General features: G+C 43.9%; 23 protein-coding genes. 22 read left to right on the top strand and 1 reads right to left on the bottom strand.

Annotation, left to right across the window (positions count from 1 at the left end; all coding sequences use genetic code 11):
* Positions 1-225: 225 nt before the first annotated feature.
* The gene (locus AB1552_13810) at positions 226-471 is read right to left on the bottom strand and encodes a hypothetical protein (GenBank protein ID MEW6054834.1); all 246 of its coding nucleotides are present in this window, start codon (positions 469-471) and stop codon (positions 226-228) included.
* Between the two features lie 405 nt (positions 472-876).
* Between AB1552_13810 and AB1552_13805 the strand changes: the two genes are divergently transcribed.
* The 22 genes from AB1552_13805 (at position 877) to AB1552_13700 (ending at position 19,821) form a co-directional block, all read left to right on the top strand.
* Entirely contained in the window at positions 877-1,533 is a 657-nt protein-coding gene (locus AB1552_13805; protein MEW6054833.1) for a class I SAM-dependent methyltransferase, read from the top strand.
* A gap of 21 nt (positions 1,534-1,554) precedes the next feature.
* Positions 1,555-1,806, top strand: a complete 252-nt coding sequence (locus AB1552_13800; protein MEW6054832.1) for a bacteriophage holin — start codon at positions 1,555-1,557, stop codon at positions 1,804-1,806.
* Between the two features lie 99 nt (positions 1,807-1,905).
* Entirely contained in the window at positions 1,906-3,075 is a 1,170-nt protein-coding gene (locus AB1552_13795) for a geranylgeranyl reductase family protein (protein ID MEW6054831.1), read from the top strand.
* A 63-nt stretch (positions 3,076-3,138) separates the two neighbouring features.
* Complete coding sequence (locus AB1552_13790; protein ID MEW6054830.1) at positions 3,139-3,561, top strand: ferritin-like domain-containing protein; 423 nt, start codon at positions 3,139-3,141, stop codon at positions 3,559-3,561.
* A gap of 51 nt (positions 3,562-3,612) precedes the next feature.
* Positions 3,613-4,482, top strand: coding sequence for an ATP-binding protein (locus AB1552_13785; GenBank protein MEW6054829.1), 870 nt, complete (start codon positions 3,613-3,615; stop codon positions 4,480-4,482).
* A gap of 104 nt (positions 4,483-4,586) precedes the next feature.
* On the top strand, positions 4,587-4,925 hold the full coding sequence (locus AB1552_13780; GenBank protein MEW6054828.1) for a DUF1622 domain-containing protein: 339 nt from the start codon (positions 4,587-4,589) through the stop codon (positions 4,923-4,925).
* 135 nt (positions 4,926-5,060) lie between these two features.
* On the top strand, positions 5,061-5,246 hold the full coding sequence (locus tag AB1552_13775) for a DUF2933 domain-containing protein (GenBank protein ID MEW6054827.1): 186 nt from the start codon (positions 5,061-5,063) through the stop codon (positions 5,244-5,246).
* The gene (locus tag AB1552_13770) at positions 5,240-5,497 is read left to right on the top strand and encodes a DUF5676 family membrane protein (GenBank protein ID MEW6054826.1); all 258 of its coding nucleotides are present in this window, start codon (positions 5,240-5,242) and stop codon (positions 5,495-5,497) included. Before AB1552_13775 ends, AB1552_13770 begins: the two co-directional genes overlap by 7 nt.
* Positions 5,498-5,633: 136 nt before the next feature.
* Positions 5,634-6,041 (top strand): DNA-binding protein, encoded by a 408-nt coding sequence (locus AB1552_13765; protein MEW6054825.1) that lies wholly within the window; start codon positions 5,634-5,636, stop codon positions 6,039-6,041.
* Positions 6,042-6,227: 186 nt separating this feature from the next.
* Entirely contained in the window at positions 6,228-6,716 is a 489-nt protein-coding gene (locus AB1552_13760) for a DNA-binding protein (protein ID MEW6054824.1), read from the top strand.
* A 1-nt stretch (position 6,717) separates the two neighbouring features.
* Positions 6,718-6,933, top strand: a complete 216-nt coding sequence (locus AB1552_13755) for a hypothetical protein (GenBank protein MEW6054823.1) — start codon at positions 6,718-6,720, stop codon at positions 6,931-6,933.
* Positions 6,934-6,998: 65 nt separating this feature from the next.
* Complete coding sequence (gene cfa / locus AB1552_13750) at positions 6,999-8,120, top strand: cyclopropane fatty acyl phospholipid synthase (GenBank protein ID MEW6054822.1); 1,122 nt, start codon at positions 6,999-7,001, stop codon at positions 8,118-8,120.
* A gap of 52 nt (positions 8,121-8,172) precedes the next feature.
* On the top strand, positions 8,173-8,643 hold the full coding sequence (locus AB1552_13745) for a hypothetical protein (protein ID MEW6054821.1): 471 nt from the start codon (positions 8,173-8,175) through the stop codon (positions 8,641-8,643).
* A gap of 24 nt (positions 8,644-8,667) precedes the next feature.
* Positions 8,668-10,938, top strand: coding sequence for a heavy metal translocating P-type ATPase (locus AB1552_13740; GenBank protein ID MEW6054820.1), 2,271 nt, complete (start codon positions 8,668-8,670; stop codon positions 10,936-10,938).
* A gap of 108 nt (positions 10,939-11,046) precedes the next feature.
* The gene (locus AB1552_13735; GenBank protein ID MEW6054819.1) at positions 11,047-11,685 is read left to right on the top strand and encodes an isoprenylcysteine carboxylmethyltransferase family protein; all 639 of its coding nucleotides are present in this window, start codon (positions 11,047-11,049) and stop codon (positions 11,683-11,685) included.
* Between the two features lie 2 nt (positions 11,686-11,687).
* Positions 11,688-12,761: an FAD-dependent oxidoreductase gene (locus tag AB1552_13730; GenBank protein MEW6054818.1), complete on the top strand. Its 1,074-nt coding sequence runs from the start codon at positions 11,688-11,690 to the stop codon at positions 12,759-12,761.
* Positions 12,762-13,089: 328 nt separating this feature from the next.
* The gene (locus AB1552_13725; protein MEW6054817.1) at positions 13,090-14,676 is read left to right on the top strand and encodes a hypothetical protein; all 1,587 of its coding nucleotides are present in this window, start codon (positions 13,090-13,092) and stop codon (positions 14,674-14,676) included.
* Between the two features lie 358 nt (positions 14,677-15,034).
* Complete coding sequence (locus AB1552_13720; protein MEW6054816.1) at positions 15,035-15,415, top strand: DNA-binding protein; 381 nt, start codon at positions 15,035-15,037, stop codon at positions 15,413-15,415.
* 576 nt (positions 15,416-15,991) lie between these two features.
* The gene (locus AB1552_13715; protein ID MEW6054815.1) at positions 15,992-16,948 is read left to right on the top strand and encodes an L-lactate dehydrogenase; all 957 of its coding nucleotides are present in this window, start codon (positions 15,992-15,994) and stop codon (positions 16,946-16,948) included.
* A 192-nt stretch (positions 16,949-17,140) separates the two neighbouring features.
* A complete protein-coding gene (locus AB1552_13710; protein ID MEW6054814.1) occupies positions 17,141-17,323 on the top strand; it encodes a hypothetical protein in 183 nt (60 codons plus the stop codon).
* Between the two features lie 27 nt (positions 17,324-17,350).
* Positions 17,351-17,575, top strand: coding sequence for a hypothetical protein (locus AB1552_13705; GenBank protein ID MEW6054813.1), 225 nt, complete (start codon positions 17,351-17,353; stop codon positions 17,573-17,575).
* Between the two features lie 269 nt (positions 17,576-17,844).
* Positions 17,845-19,821, top strand: a complete 1,977-nt coding sequence (locus tag AB1552_13700; GenBank protein MEW6054812.1) for a copper-translocating P-type ATPase — start codon at positions 17,845-17,847, stop codon at positions 19,819-19,821.
* Positions 19,822-19,939 lie beyond the last annotated feature (118 nt).

The following is a 19,939-nucleotide window of genomic DNA, read 5'->3' as shown; positions in this document are numbered from 1 at the left end:
TGCATTGCGGGCAATCTGCCGGCTTCGGCCACGGATATCTTTTCCCGAACTCAAAAAGCCTCTTTACATCTATAGCAAAATGTAGTATCAATAAAATGTTTTGGGGGGATGATCAGGAGGGGGTTCTAGCCAAAGAAGTCTCCTGGTTATCCCTTTTCCTTTGGGTTATTCGATTCTGAACCAGGATTCCTTTTATACAAAAGATTGTAAGAAAAAGACAGGTTTTTAGGTTAGCTTAATGTAAGAGGTGACAATTACCGAGAACTTTCTCTTCTTCCCGTGGCCGTTCCAATATCCAGGGGTTCCATCGACCAGTTTGATCCTCTCGGATTTCTTCCTCCCCAGAAATACCTCGACTTCTTCCTCTAGGATCTCCTGTATGTATTCCTGAACCTTTCCTCGTACCATTTCCTCCAATACCTCATACGTCGCTCTTGACGGCTGAACTGCCTCGGTGATACCCTTTCTCATGGTGGTGTCTCCTTTCTTTTGTTGATTCCAAGTTCAACCTTAAAAGGATACACCGCCTACTCATCTATTTACACACTTTTTGATTGTACTCCATGCCGATCCATAACCTCCCTATTCTGTAAGAAAAACTCTTACACAAAAAGACATTTATACCTACAGAAATATCAGCATTATTCTGATACCCGCACCAGATTCGAAATGGTATACATAATATATTAAGAATAATTATGTGGATTAAAAGGATATTTTGGAAAGATCAAAATGTTTGCATCTAACGAAAGAGTTGCCCTATTTGTCTCTGATAAAGCATACATAAATCACTTAAATTTATTGTAACTCCTTGTTAATACTGTTCTCGCGGGCAACAATCGATACAGTCAGTACTTTAAACTTTAAGTCATCGTTATGCTAAATAAAGAGCAAATCACAACGCTCTACCGGAAAAGGGCAAAACGGTACAACTTCACGGCAAATCTCTATTACCTTATCGGTTTCAGGGAAAGCGCCTACCGGAAAAAGGCTGTTGAGGCACTCGATCTCCATAAAGGCAGCACAATTGTGGAAATAGGCTGTGGAGCCGGCATCAATTTCCCCCTGTTTCAGGAAGCTGTTGGAATGGAGGGTAAGATCATAGGGGTCGATCTTACAGATGCCATGCTTGAAATGGCAAGACTTCGCATCGAGAAAAAAAACTGGGACAATGTCGAACTGGTGCATTCCGACGCGTCTCTATTTCAATATCCTCCAGATATCAACGGCATCATCTCAACGTTTGCCATTACACTGATCCCCGAATTCGACACTGTTATCAGGAACGGCTGCAGATCGTTAAGAGAGGGAGGCCGGTGGGTAATTCTCGATCTTAAGAAACCCTCCAACTGGCTCGCGAAATTAGAGCCATTGTATCTCTTCATTACAAGGCCATTTGGGGTAACAAAGGATATCTCTTTCCGTCATCCATGGGAATCGATAGAAAAATATATGGAAGACACATCTTTTCATGAATTGTTTTGGGGATTTTCTTATCTATCGGTTGGAATTAAAGGCAGCAAATCTTGTTAACCATCAGAGAGGGAGGCGGCCGTGAAACTGAAACCGGTTGCTCTGGGTCTGAGCCTTGGTATTGTCTGGGGCGGCGCATTGTTTATCACCACATGGCTTTCATACTTGGCAGGATACGGGAAATCATTCCTTGAGGTCATGGCAGTTTCACTCTACCCTGGGTATTCCATCTCCCCTACAGGCAGTATAATCGGTTTCCTTTATGGTTTTATTGATCTGTTTATTATGGGCATCATAATCGGTTGGATTTATAACAGACTGATAAGGGAATGAAATCAAAGGAATATTCATAAAAAGAGAGAAGACAAAGTATTCCTTCTGAAGAAAAAACAGAGCATTGCATTATTCAATACAAAGGATCATTAACTGACAATGGCGAGTAACATATACGATGTTATCGTAGTTGGTGGGGGTCCAGCCGGCTCTTCCTGCGCCACAGTGTGCGCGCATCAAGGGATGAAGACATTGCTGATTGACAGGGATACTTTCCCGAGATCAAAACCATGCGGTGGTGCAATATCGGAGCAGGCCCTCTCATATCTGGATTTCGTTCTTCCAGAAGAGATAATCGAGAAGGAATGTTATGGAGCAAGAATCCATTTTAAGGGCTATCATGTCGAAGTGAGAAAAGATTACAGATTGGCAGTGCTGGTCAGCCGTGAGAAATTTGACAACTTTCTCCTCGTGAAAACACTTGAGACCGGTGCACATATTCTGCAAGGGCAAAAAGTTATCGGCCTAAGGATTTATCGTGACCATGTGGATGTGACCACAGAAAATGAATCCTTTAGAGCCAGTTATGTTGTCGGCGCAGACGGAGTAAATAGTTATATTGCAACGCATGTAAGGCCACCTCTGCAAAACAAAGAGAAACTCTTTGCCATAGTCTCAGAGATCCAGGCTCCCAATGAAGTAATTGACCGACGTCTCGATAGAATCATAGATATTTATTTCGGGCTTGTTCCTTTGGGATACGGCTGGGTTTTCCCACACAGTAATTACTACTCGCTGGGCGTTGGCGGGCGTGCAACAGAGTTTCAGCATCCGCGAAAAGTGCTATCAGATTTCGGGGAATCAGTGGGATTGACAATCACCTCATCACAAGGACACTTCATACCGATAGGCGGCATACGGAGAAAAATGGCAATTCATAGGATCCTTCTCGTTGGAGACGCTGCAGGATTGGCAGATCCTTTTATCGGCGAGGGGATCGCCTACGCAATTCGGTCAGGGAAACTGGCAGCACTGACTATAGCCGATAGTCTTAAGAAAGGTATTCTGCCCGATAAAGCTACAGCCGCTTATGAAAGTGCATGTAAACAATTCATTGTAAGAGAGATATCGTTTAGTTGGAAAATGACAAAAATAATTTACCAGTTCCCGGATTTATTCCTGCGGCTTTTTGCGTCAGATAAACGGATATTACAGAAATATCTTGAGATTCCATCATGCCGGATTCATTACAGGAATTTCCTCTTGTGGTTAATAACACGGCTGCCGCTTTATTCATGTGCTATCCGTTTGCAGAGGAGATTTCATTGAGCACAATAGTCGCTTAATGAATAGGATCTATTATTCAAAATATATCAAAGAAAGGAGGCAATCATGGCGAGTAAAGAATTACTGGCAAAATTAAATGAAGCATTATCAAATGAGGTGCTGGCAAGCATTCAGTATATGTGGCATCACATTACCGTAAGAGGTATAAACGCTGAATCTCTTGGCGGAGTTTTCAAAAACATATCGATGGCGGAGATGAAACACGCAGAAGCCATTGCAGAAAGAATCGACTATCTGGGAGGACTCCCAACTACCATGCCGCTAAAAAAAGCAATATGCCTTGGCAAAACACCCCATCAAATGCTTAAAGTCGATAAAGAAGCGGAGGAAGAGGCTATCGCCCTTTACAAAGAGATTATAAGGCTTGCTGAAAAAGAGGAAGACCATACAACAAGAAGGTTGTTTGAAAAGATCCTTTCGGACGAGGAGAAACATCATCACACGTTCGTCACCCTGCTTGAGAAATAAATGAGCATATGAGTATCGAGAAAATAGTACGGAGTTATCCAGGGATAGCCGATGAAACTTATTGATCCGGTCTGTGGTATGCCAGTAGAAAAGGAGAATGTTTTCGGGACTTCTCTGTATAAAGGGATCACCTATTCTTTCTGCTCAAGGCAATGCAAGGACAGTTTCGACGGAGATCCTGAAAGCGTTATTCACATGAAAAAGGCTCGTGACAGATCTGTAGAGAAACAGACATCAGAAGAGCTGGCAAAAGTGATGGATAAGGTAGCTCATGAGGTAAGGAATCCCCTTGTCTCGATAGGGGGATTCGTCCGCAGAGTATATCGAAAGTTTCCCAAAGGAGACCCGGAAAGAAAATATCTTGAGATGGTTCTTGAGGAGGTCAAAAGACTGGAGAGAATGGTATCAAAGCTCATTGATCTTGTACCTTTAAGCGTATTCCGCAAGGAGCCTGTGAATATAAACGACGTTATCATGAATGTCCTGAAAGCTTTTGGGAAAGAATTTACCAAAGAGCGAGTGGAGGTGAGGACTGATTTAATGAGCACGTTGCCATCGATCCCTCTTGACAAAGACAGAATGGCAGAGGCTTTTACAAGTATCATCAGGAATGCTATCGAAGCTATGCAGGGGAAACAGAAAATACTTACGATTACTGATTGCCTTGCCAATAACCAGATTGAGATAAAGATATCCGATACTGGTAAAGGTATCCCTGAGAATAATATCAGGCAGATATTTGATCCCTTTTTCAGCTCCAAAATGCGCGGGCCGGGACTCGGGCTTACATTTGCAAAGAAAATAATTCAGGCTCATGGAGGAACTATTTCAGTTGAAAGCAAATCAGGGAAAGGCACGACATTCGTCATAAGTCTGCCCCATAATGACGGTACGATTGGCAAGAGAAGTGAGGAACTTTGACAGATAAGGGGATGCGGTTGGCGAATAATGTCTCTCTTATTGATACGCACAGGATGATTCAGGAATGCGTCCTGAATTCCTACTTCAGTTAAAGGATAATCAGGATGCACGAACTCATCAAAAATGTGGCACATTATGCAGCGATGTTGGCGGAAGGAATCGCGGTAATCATTATCATCTTCGGCATCGTTGGTGCTTTGGGAATGTATGCGAAAAAGACATTTTTCATCCGCTCTGATTATCAGGCAATGGTACGCAGCAGAAACCATCTTGGGCATTCCCTTTCCCTTGCCCTTGAGTTCCTGATAAGCGCCGATATTCTCAGAACCGCAATCTCACCGACATGGCAGGATATTGGTCTGCTCGCAGCAATCGTCGGAATTCGAACGGTCTTGAATTACTTTCTTTCGCAAGAGTTGAAACAAACGGACGCCGTGCAATAAAGGCAGACAAGAAGACGTTGGCAGCGGTTATGTCAACGACGGACGGAAAGGAGGATACTATGCAGCGACTAAGATAATGTATCGGATTATTTGAAGAAAATCCATCAACGACAACTATTTCAGCAAGGAGAAGCAATGGAATGGGTTCGAGAAAATTGGTTTTTTATCTTATTTTTCATTATTTTCATAGCAATGCATCTTTCCGGTCACGGATGTATGGGTGGCCATGGGAAACACGGAGAGAAAGATAACGAAGGACATAAAGGCCATGCTGGGGACACCTCATCAGGGAAAGAGCCAAAAGGAGAACACAGATGTTGAACATAAAGGTAGTCAGTTGGTCATTAGGGATTTTCCTCGCGCTTTCCTTTATTCTGTGCGTGCTCTATGGGTTGGTAGTGCCGGAACGATTACACGGCATGTCTAAGTTTCTCGAATCTGTGCTCCCTGCATTCAGATGGTTAAGTTTTGGCGGATTCCTCCTCGGCCTTGTTGAGAGCTTTCTTTATGGAATCTATATTGGCATTGTTTATGTGCCCATTTACAATTTCATGAGTAGAAAACTCGGGTAGGAAGGAGGGAAATAATATGCATGGGGCGAACATTTCCTGCACATACGCGTTCCATAGTCCTGTTATAGTCAACAATGATATGCCCGAAATTCAAAGGAACTCTTTAACGAAATTTATCCTGCTCAAGGAGGTAGTTATGAAGACAAAGAAAAGTTTGATCGTAAGCGGTTTATGTGTGTTTCTAATGATTTCCGTTGCCCATGCACATGAGTGGACAGGCTATCGTGGAACCGAAGGATGGGGACTCGGACATCCTTATCAGAATTTGTATAATCCAAAAGGGATAGAAGTGTATTCAGGTGAGGTAATAGATGTGGACACGGTTATCCCCATGAAGGGCATGTCTTCGGGAGTTCACCTGCTGCTTCTCACAAAAGACAAAAAGACCATTTCAGTCCATCTGGGCCCCGCCTGGTTCATAGAGCGCTTGGATACGCAGGTAAAGAAGGGCAACCAGATTGAAGTAACAGGCTCAATGGTAATAATGAATATCGAAAAAAAACCGGGAGAATTTAGTGCAGAACATGTTCTTATTGCGTCCTAGGTAAAAAAGGATGATAAGGTTTTGCAGCTCAGAGATGCTCTGGGAGAGCCTATATGGATCGGATGGGAAAAAATGGAAGAGAAAAAATAGGATGGGCCTCAAAGCCATGTTTGGAGCTGGGACAGGGCTGAAACTTTTATTTTAAAAGTCAAGAAAGATTCAAAAAATATTGCTTAAGGGGGCATCATGAAAACAAAAAGAATTATAAGTGTGTTAACAGTTGCTTTACTGTCTTTGACCGTTTCTGTCACTTCAGCCATGCATGGAGAAGGTCAACACGGACCACCCTGGGAGGGATGGCAGGGGAGTGGTGAATGGGGAATGGATTCGAGATATCAGAGGACCTATGATCCTGCCTCACTGGAGTCTATTTCAGGCGTTGTTGAAGCTGTTGAGAGAATTGCTCCGATGGAAGGCATGTCTTACGGAATCCACATCCTCATAAAAACAGACGGAGAAATCATGCCAGTTCACCTCGGACCTATGTGGTATATAGAGAGACTTGATATAAGGATCAAAAAGGGAGATCAGGTTGAAGTCAAGGGTGCGCGGGCAAAGATGACGGGCAAACCAACGATTATTGCATCGGAGGTGAAGAAAGGGGATACGATCATAATCCTTAGAGATGAAAATGGAGTGCCTGTTTGGTCCGGTTGGAAGAGGGGTCGGCGTTAATATGATAAGAAACACCACAATATCAAGGATACTCATTACAGGCAGTAACAGTCTAATCCGGGAAAGTATGAAAGAGATCATTGCCGATAATTTTAAATTTATCCTGACATCCGAGGAATACGGCGAGGACGACGTGCTGAACGAACTGGGGCATTATTTTTTGATGTCCTTATCCCCGACACGGAATGGTCAGACAGCAACGGGCTGGATGTATTAGAAAAATCAGGCTCAGAAACCCGGATATTCCGGTTTTGATCGCAAGTATATATCCGGCTGGACAAAATGAAAACAAACGTATCAAAAAGAGTTGTTCAAGATATCTTGTCCCCTGTAGGTATAACCATAAACGGAAGTCAACCCTGGGACATTGAGATTAGGAACGACAAATTTTATCAGCGGGTGCTTAGTGACGGAAGTTTAGGGCTTGGTAAAGCCTATATGGACGGATGGTGGGAATGTGAGAGTCTTGATGACTTTTTCTGCAGAATTGTTCCATCCCGGCCCGAGGATAAAATCAAAAAGAATATCAAGCTACTCTTTTACATCCTTGGTACCGCAATTGTGAATAAGGGAAGTAAATCAAGGGCTTTTCAGATCGGGGAAAGACATTATGATATAGGGAATGAACTATTCAGGATTATGCTGGACAGGAGGATGGTTTATAGCTGTGCTTATTGGAAGGATTGCGAAAACCTTGATGATGCACAGGAAGCCAAGCTGGACCTGATTTGCAGCAAGCTGGACTTGCGCCCCGGCGACAGAATTCTGGATATCGGCTGCGGATGGGGAAGTTTCGCAAAATATGCAGCTGAAAAATATAAGGTCGAAGTCGTTGGTATCACTGTCTCCAGAGAACAGGTTGAACTGGCGAAAGAATTATGCGCTGGACTGCCTGTTGATATAAGCCTGCAGGATTACAGGGATATCGATGGCCGATTTGACCATGTTATTTCTGTCGGTATGTTCGAACACGTCGGCTACAGAAATTACAGAACATGTATGGAAACTGTTCATCGTTGCTTGAAAGATGAAGGGCTGTTCTTGTTACATACTATCGGCAACAATCTGACCGAGGTCATAAATGATCCATGGATCGACCGATATATATTCCCCAACTCTCACGTCCCGTCGATGAAACAGATTTGTGCTTCAATTGAGAGCCTCTTTGTCGTAGAAGACTGGCATAATTTCAGTGCCGACTATGATCCGACATTGATTGCCTGGTTCAAGAATTTTGATTCAGGCTGGGATCAATTAAAGGATAAGTATGACGAAATATTTTATCGCATGTGGAAATACTATTTGTTAAGTTGTGCAGGACTTTTCAGGTCACGATATATGCAGGTGTGGCAGATCGTTCTTTCCAAAAAAGGGGTTCGTGGTGGATATTATGCGATTCGGTGACGATCACATTGTCTAACAGATACGCCTGGAGGAAAGAAATTAAGCCATAATCGTGCCTCTGAACATATCGACAGACGAAGCTATACATGAGCACTTTGTTGAATACGGATATGACAGCTTCGCGGTCTTGGATAAAGGGGACATGCTCGGGACTCTTTCTTTAAAAGAAATAACTGACATCCCCCCAAAAAGGTGCATTGATATAACGGTATCTGAAGTTTTTGTTTGCTATGACAAGAGATGTGCGATATCGAAGAAGGAAGAGGCGATCAAGGTTCTTGAAAAATACAATAAGCAAGGAAAAGAAAGACTATCAGTCCTCAAAAAATGGGAAGTTAATCGGCTTGATAACGTATACGGGCATTGCGAAATATGCGCCGATGAAAGGGGGAATGAAGAAGTGAGTCGCTTTGCACTGAAGACAAGAAAAACAGACATTAGAAAAATAAGTCCGCGATATAAACATGTTTCATGGGAGGAAACAGATTATTTTTCAATGTTTGTGAGCTGCAAAATATCGTGATATGTTTCACATAAGGAGAAAATCATGCAAGCCATAGACCCCGTCTGCAAGATGACTATAGAAGATAAGGATGCTGTAGCAACATCGACCTATAAAGGTATAACCTATCATTTCTGTTCACTCCCCTGCAAAGAGGATTTTGATAAGAATCCGGATTCCTTTCTTGGAGAGAAGGGTTCTCCTGTTACCGTTGCCTCTGAAATGGCAAAAGACCCTATATGCGGAATGGTTGTACCGAAAAACCGCTCGCTGAAGAGAGAAGTTGGAGGGAGAACATACTATTTCTGCAGCGAGACGTGTGTAAAGACATTCGAAGCTCCCGAACAAGAGCTAAAAGCAATGAAAAGGCGGGTAACTATTGCCCTCACCGGTGTCCTTGCCCTTGCAATTCTAAGGGCAGCCGCTTTCTTGGCTCTTGCTGCTGGAGCCACAATCGTAACATGGGTACCCATTCCTTGGCTTCCGTGGTTTACCTGGGGCGTATGGCTCTTCATCATCACAACTCCTATCATGATCTTTGGCGGTAAGGGATTTTACGTGGGAGCTTGGCATGCGATAAAAAATCGGGTGGCAAACATGGACTTTCTGATTGCCCTCGGTACGACAACAGCCTATGTTTACAGCGCTTTTGTAGTTTTCTTCCCGGGAGTTCTGCCGGTTGAAGAGAAGAACGTCTATTTCGAGGTTTCTGCCATTATCATCGCTTTTGTCCTGTTGGGAAAATATATGGAGGAAATCATCAAGAAAAGAAGTTCCGCAGCTATCCGGAAACTGCTTGACCTCAGACCACAAACGGCTCGGGTTATTCGTGACAATGCAGAAATTGAAGTTCCTGCTGAAGCAGTTATGATAGACGAAATCGTTGTGGTGAGGCCCGGCGAAAAGATATCTACAGACGGTATCGTTACAGAAGGATATTCTGCAGTCGATGAAAAAATGATAACGGGAGAGAGTGTTCCGGTAGAAAAGCAAACAGGCGATAAGGTAATCGGCGGCACAATGAATAAAGTCGGTTCTTTTAAATTCAAGGCGACACAGGTAGGCGCTGACACCACTTTAAACCAGATCATAAAAATGGTCGAGGAAGCGCAGACATCCTCGGCACAAATTCAGAGGATTGCCGATAAGATATCTTCCTACTTTGTTCCTGCTGTCGTAAGTGTCGCTTTTTTAGCTGCGGCGGGATGGATTTTCTTCGGCAATTATACAACGGCTCTCCTTTCATTTGTGGCTGTTCTGATCATCGCATGTCCATGTGCAATTGGCATTGCAACACCTGCGGCACTCATGGTAGGCGTGGGTAAGAGCGCGGAACTCGGTATTCTCATAAGGGGAGCCGAATATCTTGAAAAAGCCGAAAAACTGAATACTGTCGTATTTGATAAGACAGGGACGCTGACAAAAGGAGAACCCGAGGTTACCGGGATTGTAACCTTTAATGGAAGTGAAACTGATGTTTTGCTTGCTGCATCCGTGGCCGAGAAAGGATCGGAGCACCCCCTTGCCGAGGCGATCATAAAACGGGCGCATATCATGGGCCTGTCAGTACCGGATGCGGAATCATTTGAAGCCATACCCGGCCACGGAGTGAAGGTCGGTCTAAATGGCAGGGAGATTTTGATAGGTAACAGGAGGCTGATGAAAGAGAGGGGTATCCCCTTAGATGAGAAAGAAACAGTAATATCCGGCCTCGAAGAAAAAGGTAACACGGTAATGATTGTTGCAGAAGACGGTATCCTCAAAGGATTAATTGCCGTTGCAGATACATTAAAAGATTATGCGGGAGACGTGGTGAAAGGTCTTAAAGCTGAGGGTGTTCAGGTAATCATGCTCACAGGCGACAACGAGAGGACCGCGAAGGCAATAGGATCAAAGGTCGGAATCGAAAGGATTATTGCCAATGTTCTTCCCGGAGATAAGGCAAAAGTAATAAAGGATCTTCAGGCTGAAGGCAAGGTCGTCGCAATGGTCGGAGACGGGATCAATGACTCTCCGGCCCTTGCGCAATCGGATATCGGAATAGCTATTGGCAGCGGTTCGGACGTCGCAAAGGAAACAGGGGGAATTATACTCGTAAAAGATGACCTGCGGGATGTAATCAGGAGCATCAAGCTTTCAAGGGCCACAATGAAGAAAATTAAACAGAACCTCTTCTGGGCATTATTTTATAACACGGCTGTAATTCCTATTGCAGCATTTGGATTGCTGAATCCAATTATCGCAGCGGCAGCAATGGCTATCAGTTCCCTCTCAGTTGTAACAAATTCGGCGCTGCTCAAGGGCAAGAGGATATAAAACCAAAGAAAATGGGAAGTATCATCGGATTCTCATATGGAGTAGTTGTCTCAGGGCACTGGGAACCATTGCCGGGTAGATCTACAAAAAAGTGCAAAGGAGCGATTCATGCATGGTGAGAATATTTCTTATGCCTATGGATTCTGGAGTCTCGTTATCGTAAATATCGGACTCTTTACCTTCTTTATTATAAGTTTCCTCGCACCACTTAAGAAAAGGGATTGGCGCTCGATGGGCGCTACTCTTGCCTTTTTTGTCGCTCTGTTCACAGAGATGTACGGATTCCCTCTCACGATTTACCTCCTCACGGGTCTTCTCGGCAGTAAATACCCGGTACTGAATCCTTTTTCCCATGCGAGCGGTCATCTGTGGCTCGCTTTTCTCGGAGGCGGTGCAGCAATGATGGCGGTCATTCATATTATCAGCAACGCTATGGTCATCGTCGGATTTGCGATAATGTGGAAAGGATGGAAGTTAATCCACGGCGCAAAGGGGGAGCTGGTCACAGACGGCCCTTATGCCTACGTGAGGCATCCTCAGTACTCAGGCCTTTTCATCATTATGATCGGGATGCTTATCCAGTGGCCGACCCTGATTACGGCGCTTATGTTTCCCGTTCTTCTCCTTGTGTATTACCGTCTCTCAAAGAGAGAGGAGGGGGAAATGATCAAACTGTTCGGAGATGATTACAGAAAATATATTGAGAAAACGCCGATGTTCATGCCGAGATTGGCGAGGCAACCTTAATTATGAAGAGAGACCCCATCTGCAACATGGACGTCAGGGAAGAAGGAATCACCTTTGCATGTGACGGCATTACCTATTATTTTTGTTCGGAGGGATGTCGGGAAAAGTTCATTCAGGGTCATGAATGCAAATTATTAAAAACAGCGTACGATCTAATCATCATTGGAGGTGGACCGGCGGGCCTTACCGCTGCGGTCTATGCCGCGACGCTGAAGATAAATGCCTTTCTTATCGCGAAAGACATCGGCGGGCAGGCTATAGACAGTACAAGAGTCGAAAATTATATGGGTTTTGACTTCATAACAGGGCCTGAGCTCATAGAGAAGTTCCAATACCAGTTAATCCATTCTCATCACATAGACCATATGTTGACCGAAGTCGAAAAGATCGAACCCGTTAAGGGCGGCTTTACGGTCGTTACATCGGAACTGAAGAAGTATCTTGCTAAAACACTGATTATTGCAACCGGAATGACAAGGAGAAGACTGAATGTTCCAGGTGAGAGTGACTTTCAGAGGAAAGGGTTGTTTTACGGGAATATCCAGGACATTTCCTTTGTTCACGGTGAAGACGCGGCAGTCGTGGGCGGTGGGAACTCAGCCCTGCAAATCGTCGAAAACCTGCATACTATCGCAAAAAATATATATGTGGTATCCGATTCCGTGCTTACTGCAGATACCGCAATGCTCGAAAGGATTAGACAATTCAAGAATCTGACAACATACGAGGAGTTTAAGGTTCTTCAATTTTCCGGCGATACTACTATCACGGGTATAACGATAAGAAGAAAGGCCGGCGAAGAAACGCTGAAAATTCCTGTCAGAGGTATATTTATAGCCATTGGGTTACAGCCGAATTCATCTCTTGTATCTCACCTCGTTCAACTGAATGAACGAAAAGAGATCATAGTCAATTCCGATTGTTCTACGACGTATGCAGGTATTTTTGCTGCGGGTGATGTCACCAATGCCTTTGGCAAAAGAATTATCATTGCATCTGGGGAAGGGGCTAAAGCAGCGCTTGCAGCAAGGCAATATTTACTCAACATCAGAAGAGAGGAAACGGTGAAGGATTAGGGGAAACGTAAATGCCGATAACAGATTGAAAATCTTGCTTTGAGTTCAGCCCATTGCAGCTTTACGGATGTGAGTCTGTAGCGCTTTATTGGTTGGTTGACACATTTGCAGGCACCGTAAGGGGGAATAGGAGGAAAAAATGATATGCAGAAGCGTCGGGAAAGTTTTATTAATACTCCTTTTAACAATTTTGATAATTTCTCTGCCGGGTGAGGCCTTGTCGCTGCATCTCTATAGCTGGGAAGAGCGATACCCAATGCCTCAGGGAAAAACAATCCATGTTACTTATGGGGGAGGCATGTTTGTAGCGGTTGGAGGATATTTTAACATGGCAGTTATTATGACCTCACCGGATGGAGTTCAATGGACTACACGCTCTACAGACATCGGAGTGCATCTCCGAAGTGTATCGTTCGGTAATAATATGTTTGTTGCTGTGGGATCCGACGGGGCAATTATTTATTCACCTGATGGACTTGTCTGGACAAAGGCGTCTTCTGGCACTTCCAAGGACTTACATGGGGTAACCTTCGGCAATGACATGTTTGTGGCAGTCGGTCACAGTGGCACTATACTTACTTCATATGATGGAAAGGCATGGTCATCAAGGGTATCCGGCACCGGTTCAAATCTCCACGGAATAACGTTTGGCAATAATCTCTTTGTTGCTGTGGGAGGACTCATATGCAGTTCACAAGACGGGGTGACATGGACTGCACGCCCCTCCGGTGCCGGTGCGAAGCTTCATGGCATAACCTTTGGAAACAATCTGTTCGTTGCTGTTGGATCAAATGGCACAATTCTGACTTCATCTGATGGAAAATCTTGGGTTCTGAGACCCTATAAGGTTACTGACTGGTGGGGAGTGGCCTATGGCAACGATTTATTTGTAGCCGCCGGATATGGAGGTGATATAGCAACTTCATCAGACGGGATTGTATGGACTGTCAGGTCATCCGGAATTCCCTATGATTTGGCAAGTGTGGCGTTTGGCAAGAATACTTTTGTCACTGTAGGTAACTATACCACAATAATGACTTCATCGGATGGGTTTGCCTGGACGTTGAGATCATCTGAGATCAGCGACTGGGGAAGAATAACATTTGGCAAGGACATGTTTGTTGCTGCAGTCGGCTTTGGTTCGATATTTACCACGACAGACGGACATGCCTGGTCTGCGCGGGTTACTGGAATCGGATATGATATTCATGGCATAACATATGGAAAAGGCATTTTTATCGCGGTAGGCAGGAACGGTTCCGTGTTGATTTCGGAAGGCGGGAATAAATGGGAGTCCCAGTTGTCTGGAACATCTTCCTTTCTCGAAGGAGTGAGCTATGGCAATAACATATTTGTCGCCGTGGGGCACGAAGGCACAATCATTACCTCTCCTAACGGGAAAGAATGGAATCCGCAGGTATCTGGAACCTCAAACAACCTCCATGGAATTACATTCGGCAATGATATATTTGTTGCCGTTGGGCATAATGGCATAATATTGAAGTCTTCTGATGGCAGGACATGGACAACTCAACCATCGGGAAGTACAGTTTTTCTGGGGCAGGCAGCCTATGCAGACAAATTATTTGTTGTTGTAGGACACGGAGGTACTATACTCACCTCTGCTGACGGGGAAAAATGGACTCCACATGTGCTCAATATCCCTTTAGATCTTCATGATATCACATACGGTAAGGGCACATTTGTTATCGTCGGGTTCCGTGGCGCAACAGTAACATCCAAAGGCGGGAATAACTGGGTGATAGGGAGATCAGGCACGTCATCCGATCTCCATGGCGTTGCCTTTGGAAACGATAGATTTATTGCGGTTGGATATGCAGGAACAATTCTTACTTCACCCGATGGGATACGATGGTCTTCCATGGGATCCGGTATCCCTTCTTATCTCCGGTGATTCTGTATTTGCAATAACAACATGACAATGATTCATTTATTTTTTCAAATGGAAATATACCAAAGTTGATGGCTCTTTGCCCTATAAGTGCCAGTTCAGGGATGAATTCATGTAATACTGGCAGCTGGTTGAATGCATCATGTATAGTGATCTCATAAAATATCTGGAGCAAAGTCTCTCTTGCTCCATTTTAATAAAAAGATAAATTATTCCGGCTCAGGGAGGTAAACATGAATAACAAAAAATGCTTTCAGTACTGATATCTTTATTTTTTCTTATGCTGTCATCCTCATGTGCACATGAGCAGCAGGACTGGAGAGGAACTGGTGGGTGGGGTAGTGGACATCCCTATCAAAGGATGTATAGTCCAAAAGCGATAGAAACTTATACAGGTGAAGTAGTTGCTGTGGATACGGTAATACCCATGAAAGGAATGTCTCCCGGTGTTCACTTAATCCTTCTGACAAAAGAGAAGAAGTCAATTTCTGTCCATCTTGGGCCCGCATGGTTTATTGAGAGACTTGACACACAGATTATGAAGGGAGATGCAATCGAAGTTACCGGTTCTATGGTGATCATGACGGTCGAAAAAGAGCCTGCAAAAACAATATACGAACATACACTTCTTGCTCAGAATGTAAAGAAGGGTGACATGATCCTCGAACTCAGGGATGCCGCAGGGGAGCCGGTATGGTCCGGATGGAAAGAAATCGAAAAAAAGAAAAATACAGAAAAATAGGAATAATATTCCATATTACAGGTCCTGCGTGAGCCGGTGCGGGACCTCGGTTTTATCAAAATAGCGGCCCTTGTCACAGCAATGTTTCAAGCGACAAAAAGTGAACAAGTTGTAACTTGGTTTGGGTTGAAAGGTACTGTAATTATTGGACCTGGTTTCCTGCATAAAGCGGGGTTTGCCGGGATTCTCCTTCCGCACCCCCCCCGTTGTCAACTGGCTTCTAAGAAAAGGGCTGGATTTAGAATGTTATTATATCCTGAGCATAGCACATGAAATTGGCCACCTTCAGACTGCCCCTTTCGCACTATTCAATGCAGCATTACTGCTTATGTTTGCGATGAACAAATACAGTGGTATCAGCCCAATTGTTATTGCATTGATCAGCGCACAGGCATCATGGGAAATAATGGCTGAAACCTATACTGTGTTTCAAACAAGTACTCATTATCACACTTGCTATAAATCAGTCAATTTTACCACTCGAATAATTTTCTGGTGTTCAGCTGTTGGATTTGTGCTATTGGGGTGGGTTCTGGTTCTTTTGTAGGATAAAACAGAGGGAGGTAATTTCAGATTATGACTGAACATCTTGTTCCACCTAAGATTGCCATTATTGGTGCCGGACGAGTTGGGGTAACATTTGCATATGCTCTTATGCTTAGCGGCTTAACATCCGAGATAGTACTTATAGACGAAAACAAAGAAAGAGTCAAAGGAGAAGTCATGGATCTCGACCACGCGATACCAATGACCCATCCGACAAAAGTGTGGTCAGGTGAATATGTCGATTGCAAGAACGCTGCTATTGTGGTTATCACGGCTGGAGTGGCTCAGAAACCGGGAGAGACACGTCTTGACCTTCTGAAAAGAAATGCCGTTATTTCTAAGGACATTATTCCTGAGATTGTCCAGTATAATGCAAACGCAATTCTGCTGATTACCACAAATCCCGTTGATGTATTGTCATATGCTGCATGGAAACTTTCGGGCTTTCCATCGCAACGTATTATAGGATCGGGTACCATTCTGGACACAGCGCGCTTTCGTTATCTTCTCGGTCGATATTACGGGGTGGATACACGAGATGTAATTGCATACATCATAGGTGAACACGGCGATAGTGAAATTCCCGTATGGTCTCGTGCAAACATTGCTGGGATGCATCTGCCTTCTTTTTGCACCGCGCGTGGCTACATCCATAATCAGCAGACAATGGACGATTTCTTTTATCAAGCACGAGATGCAGCCTACCGAATAATTGAACGCAAAGGCGCGACTAATTATGCGATTGCAACAGGACTCGTGCGCATTGTCGAAGCTATTCTTAGAGACCAAAAAACGGTTTTGCCGGTCTCAACTCTCATAGATGGTCATTACGACATCAAGGATGTATATCTCAGCTTGCCTTCATTAATTGGATCAGCCGGCATTGAGTGGGTGGTACCCTTCGAGTTGAATAATGAAGAAATCGAAGGCTTACGAAAATCAGCTGCAATATTGAAAAATATCATAAAGAATTTAAGTTTGGTCTGACATAAGCTATCATGCAATTACTATGCACGTTAAATCGATATGTTAAATCTGGATTATTCGAAAAGACAATTTGCGATTCTATTGAAACGGCTTGTATCATTGAACAAGGGAGGTGAGACATGATAATCGTCAAGATTCAAAGAAATCATGGGGTATCATGTAAATGCTACAATTCATGTTAAGGAAGGAAAAATGAAAAGATTAATTATTCTTATGCTGGTAATACTCACTTGCAGTATTTCCGTTGAAGCGCGGATGTCAGAAGAGGCTTTATCATCTATGATGGGTTCGTCTGAAATGCAGGGCTCGGAGATGATGCAGGGCGGGATGAATATGCAGATGTGTATGCCAATGATGAAAGGTATGATGGGCTAGGGGATGATGTCACGCGATATGATGCATATGATGAAAGACATTTTGCGGATGCAAAAGAAGATAATACGGGGTCTTAGTGCAAACGAAAAGAAAGAGATGACAGATAACATCAACGGAATGATAGAGAGCATTGAGAAAATGATTTCTGAGACTCGTGGCATGATGATGCACAGAATGTCAGAGGAACCCTCAGCTCCACCGACAGTTAACCCTCCAACAGACGCGCCGAAGAAAGATCCTCATGGACACTAATCAGTGTCAGGATTTTTATTCTGTAAGGAGTCCTGAACTACGGATATTAAGACAAAGGGAACAGCAAACATCTGAGATTGTGACCGGCATAGGATTGTCACTATTCGTTCATCAATTCTTCGCGATCACGGGTGTGCAGAACATGATATCTGCATTCAGGACAAATCTTCCAACAACGGGTTGAAACAGGGAAGGAAGAAAATAACCATATGAAACATCAGAATCATATATCCCATAAAGGACATGAAGGGCAGCATGCTCACCACAAAATGAAAAGCAAACATGAACACGGAGGGGATCACCATGCCCACATGGTAAAAGATTTCAGAACACGGTTCTGGATATCTCTTGCTGTATCTGTCCCAATTCTTTTGCTGTCCCCGATGATCCAGAAGTTTCTTGGAATAAGGGAAGTTCTCAGATTCTCCGGTGACGCGTATGTCCTGTTTGCTCTGTCATCGTTTATTTTTTTCTATGGGGGCTATCCTTTTCTAAAAGGTCTCCTGGATGAGTTGAAAAAGGCTCACCCAGGCATGATGACCCTTATTGCAATAGCTATCACGACTGCATATTTTTACAGCAGTGCCGTGGTATTCGGACTGAGTGGAAAAATATTTTTCTGGGAACTCGTCACTCTTATCGATGTCATGCTCTTAGGGCATTGGATCGAGATGAAGTCAGTTATGGGAGCATCGAGGGCCCTGGAGGAACTCGCAAAGCTTATGCCTTCAGAAGCACATAAGATCATGGATGATGGTAGCACCAAAGATGTCCCGTTGGATGAACTTAAAGAAGGAGACAAAATACTTATAAAACCCGGTGAAAAAATACCAGCTGACGGAGAGATCATTAAAGGCGAGACATCGGTCAATGAGGCCATGCTTACTGGAGAATCAAAACCAGTTTCAAAAAAGACAGGTTCAAAAATTATCGGTGGTTCTATTAATGGCGAAGGATCTGTGACTGTTGAGATAAAGAAAATAGGAAAAGATTCGTTTCTCTCACAAGTAATTGACCTTGTCAGGCAAGCACAGGAAAGCAAATCAAAGACTCAGGATATCGCAAATCGTGCAGCTCTCTGGCTCACTATCATTGCATTAGGAGGTGGAGTAATAACGATCTTTGCATGGTTAGCCGTTATGCAAAAAGAGTTCTCTTTTTCCCTCGAACGTGCTGTGACGGTCATGGTCATTACCTGTCCTCATGCATTAGGTCTTGCCGTTCCTCTGGTTGTAGCCGTTTCTACCGCTTTGTCTGCAAAAAACGGACTGCTTATAAGAAACCGTGCAGCTTTTGAAAGAGCAAGGAACATCCAGGCTATTTTATTTGATAAAACTGGTACATTGACACAAGGGAAGTTTGGCGTAACGGATACGGTTCTATTATCGGATTCCATGATAAAGGAAGAACTCTTAAAATATGCCGCTTCAGTTGAAACCAACTCTGAGCATCCCATTGCACAGGGAATCGCTTTGTCAGTTAAAGAAAAATTTCATGTCGAGGGGTTTAAAGCAATCATCGGAAAAGGTGCGGTGGGCAAAGTTAATGGGAAAGAAGTTAAAGTTGTTAGCCCCGGCTATCTCAGGGAAAACAACTTTACGTTTGATAATAAGAAAATTGAAGAGCTCTCTTCTCAGGGGAAGACCGTTGTGTTCGTGATCATAGATGGACACCTCATAGGTGCTGTCGCATTGGCGGACATCATCAGAGAAGAGTCAAAAGAGGCCATCTCAAAGCTCAAGGCAATGGGAATCAAACCGATAATGCTTACTGGAGACAACAAACAGGTAGCGAAATGGGTCTCACAAGAAATCGGGATTGAGGAATATTTTGCAGAGATATTGCCGGAGGAAAAGACGAATAAAATAAAGGAGATCCAGTCAAGAGGACTTCTTGTCGCTATGACAGGAGACGGGGTAAACGACGCTCCTGCGCTGGCACAGGCTGATGTGGGAATTGCAATAGGAGCTGGGACTGACGTCGCGGTTGAAACGGCAGATATCGTTTTAGTCAGAAGTAATCCTCTCGATGCAGTTTCTATACTTGGTCTTGCCCGTGCAACATACAGGAAGATGGTTCAGAATCTTGTCTGGGCGACTGGATATAACGCCTTCGCAATACCGCTTGCTGCTGGAGTTTTTTATAAATACGGAATACTTTTAAACCCTGCCATGGGTGCTGCGCTTATGTCGATAAGTACCGTTATTGTGGCTATAAATGCAAGGTTCTTAAAGGTTATTACCTAGTTTCTGTTGCGGAAGGATTTAATACGAAAAAAAAGCCTGAACCTTTATAATTGGTAACCCTCATCACCAAGAAGAAAGGAGCAGGCTTTGCGAAAGAAAAAGACAGATCAAGAATACC

Source organism: Nitrospirota bacterium, assembly GCA_040754395.1.
Lineage (GTDB): Bacteria > Nitrospirota > Thermodesulfovibrionia > Thermodesulfovibrionales > SM23-35 > JBFMCL01.
The sequence above is the reverse complement of the archived record's forward strand: the minus strand, read 5'-3'. Positions and strand labels throughout refer to the sequence as shown.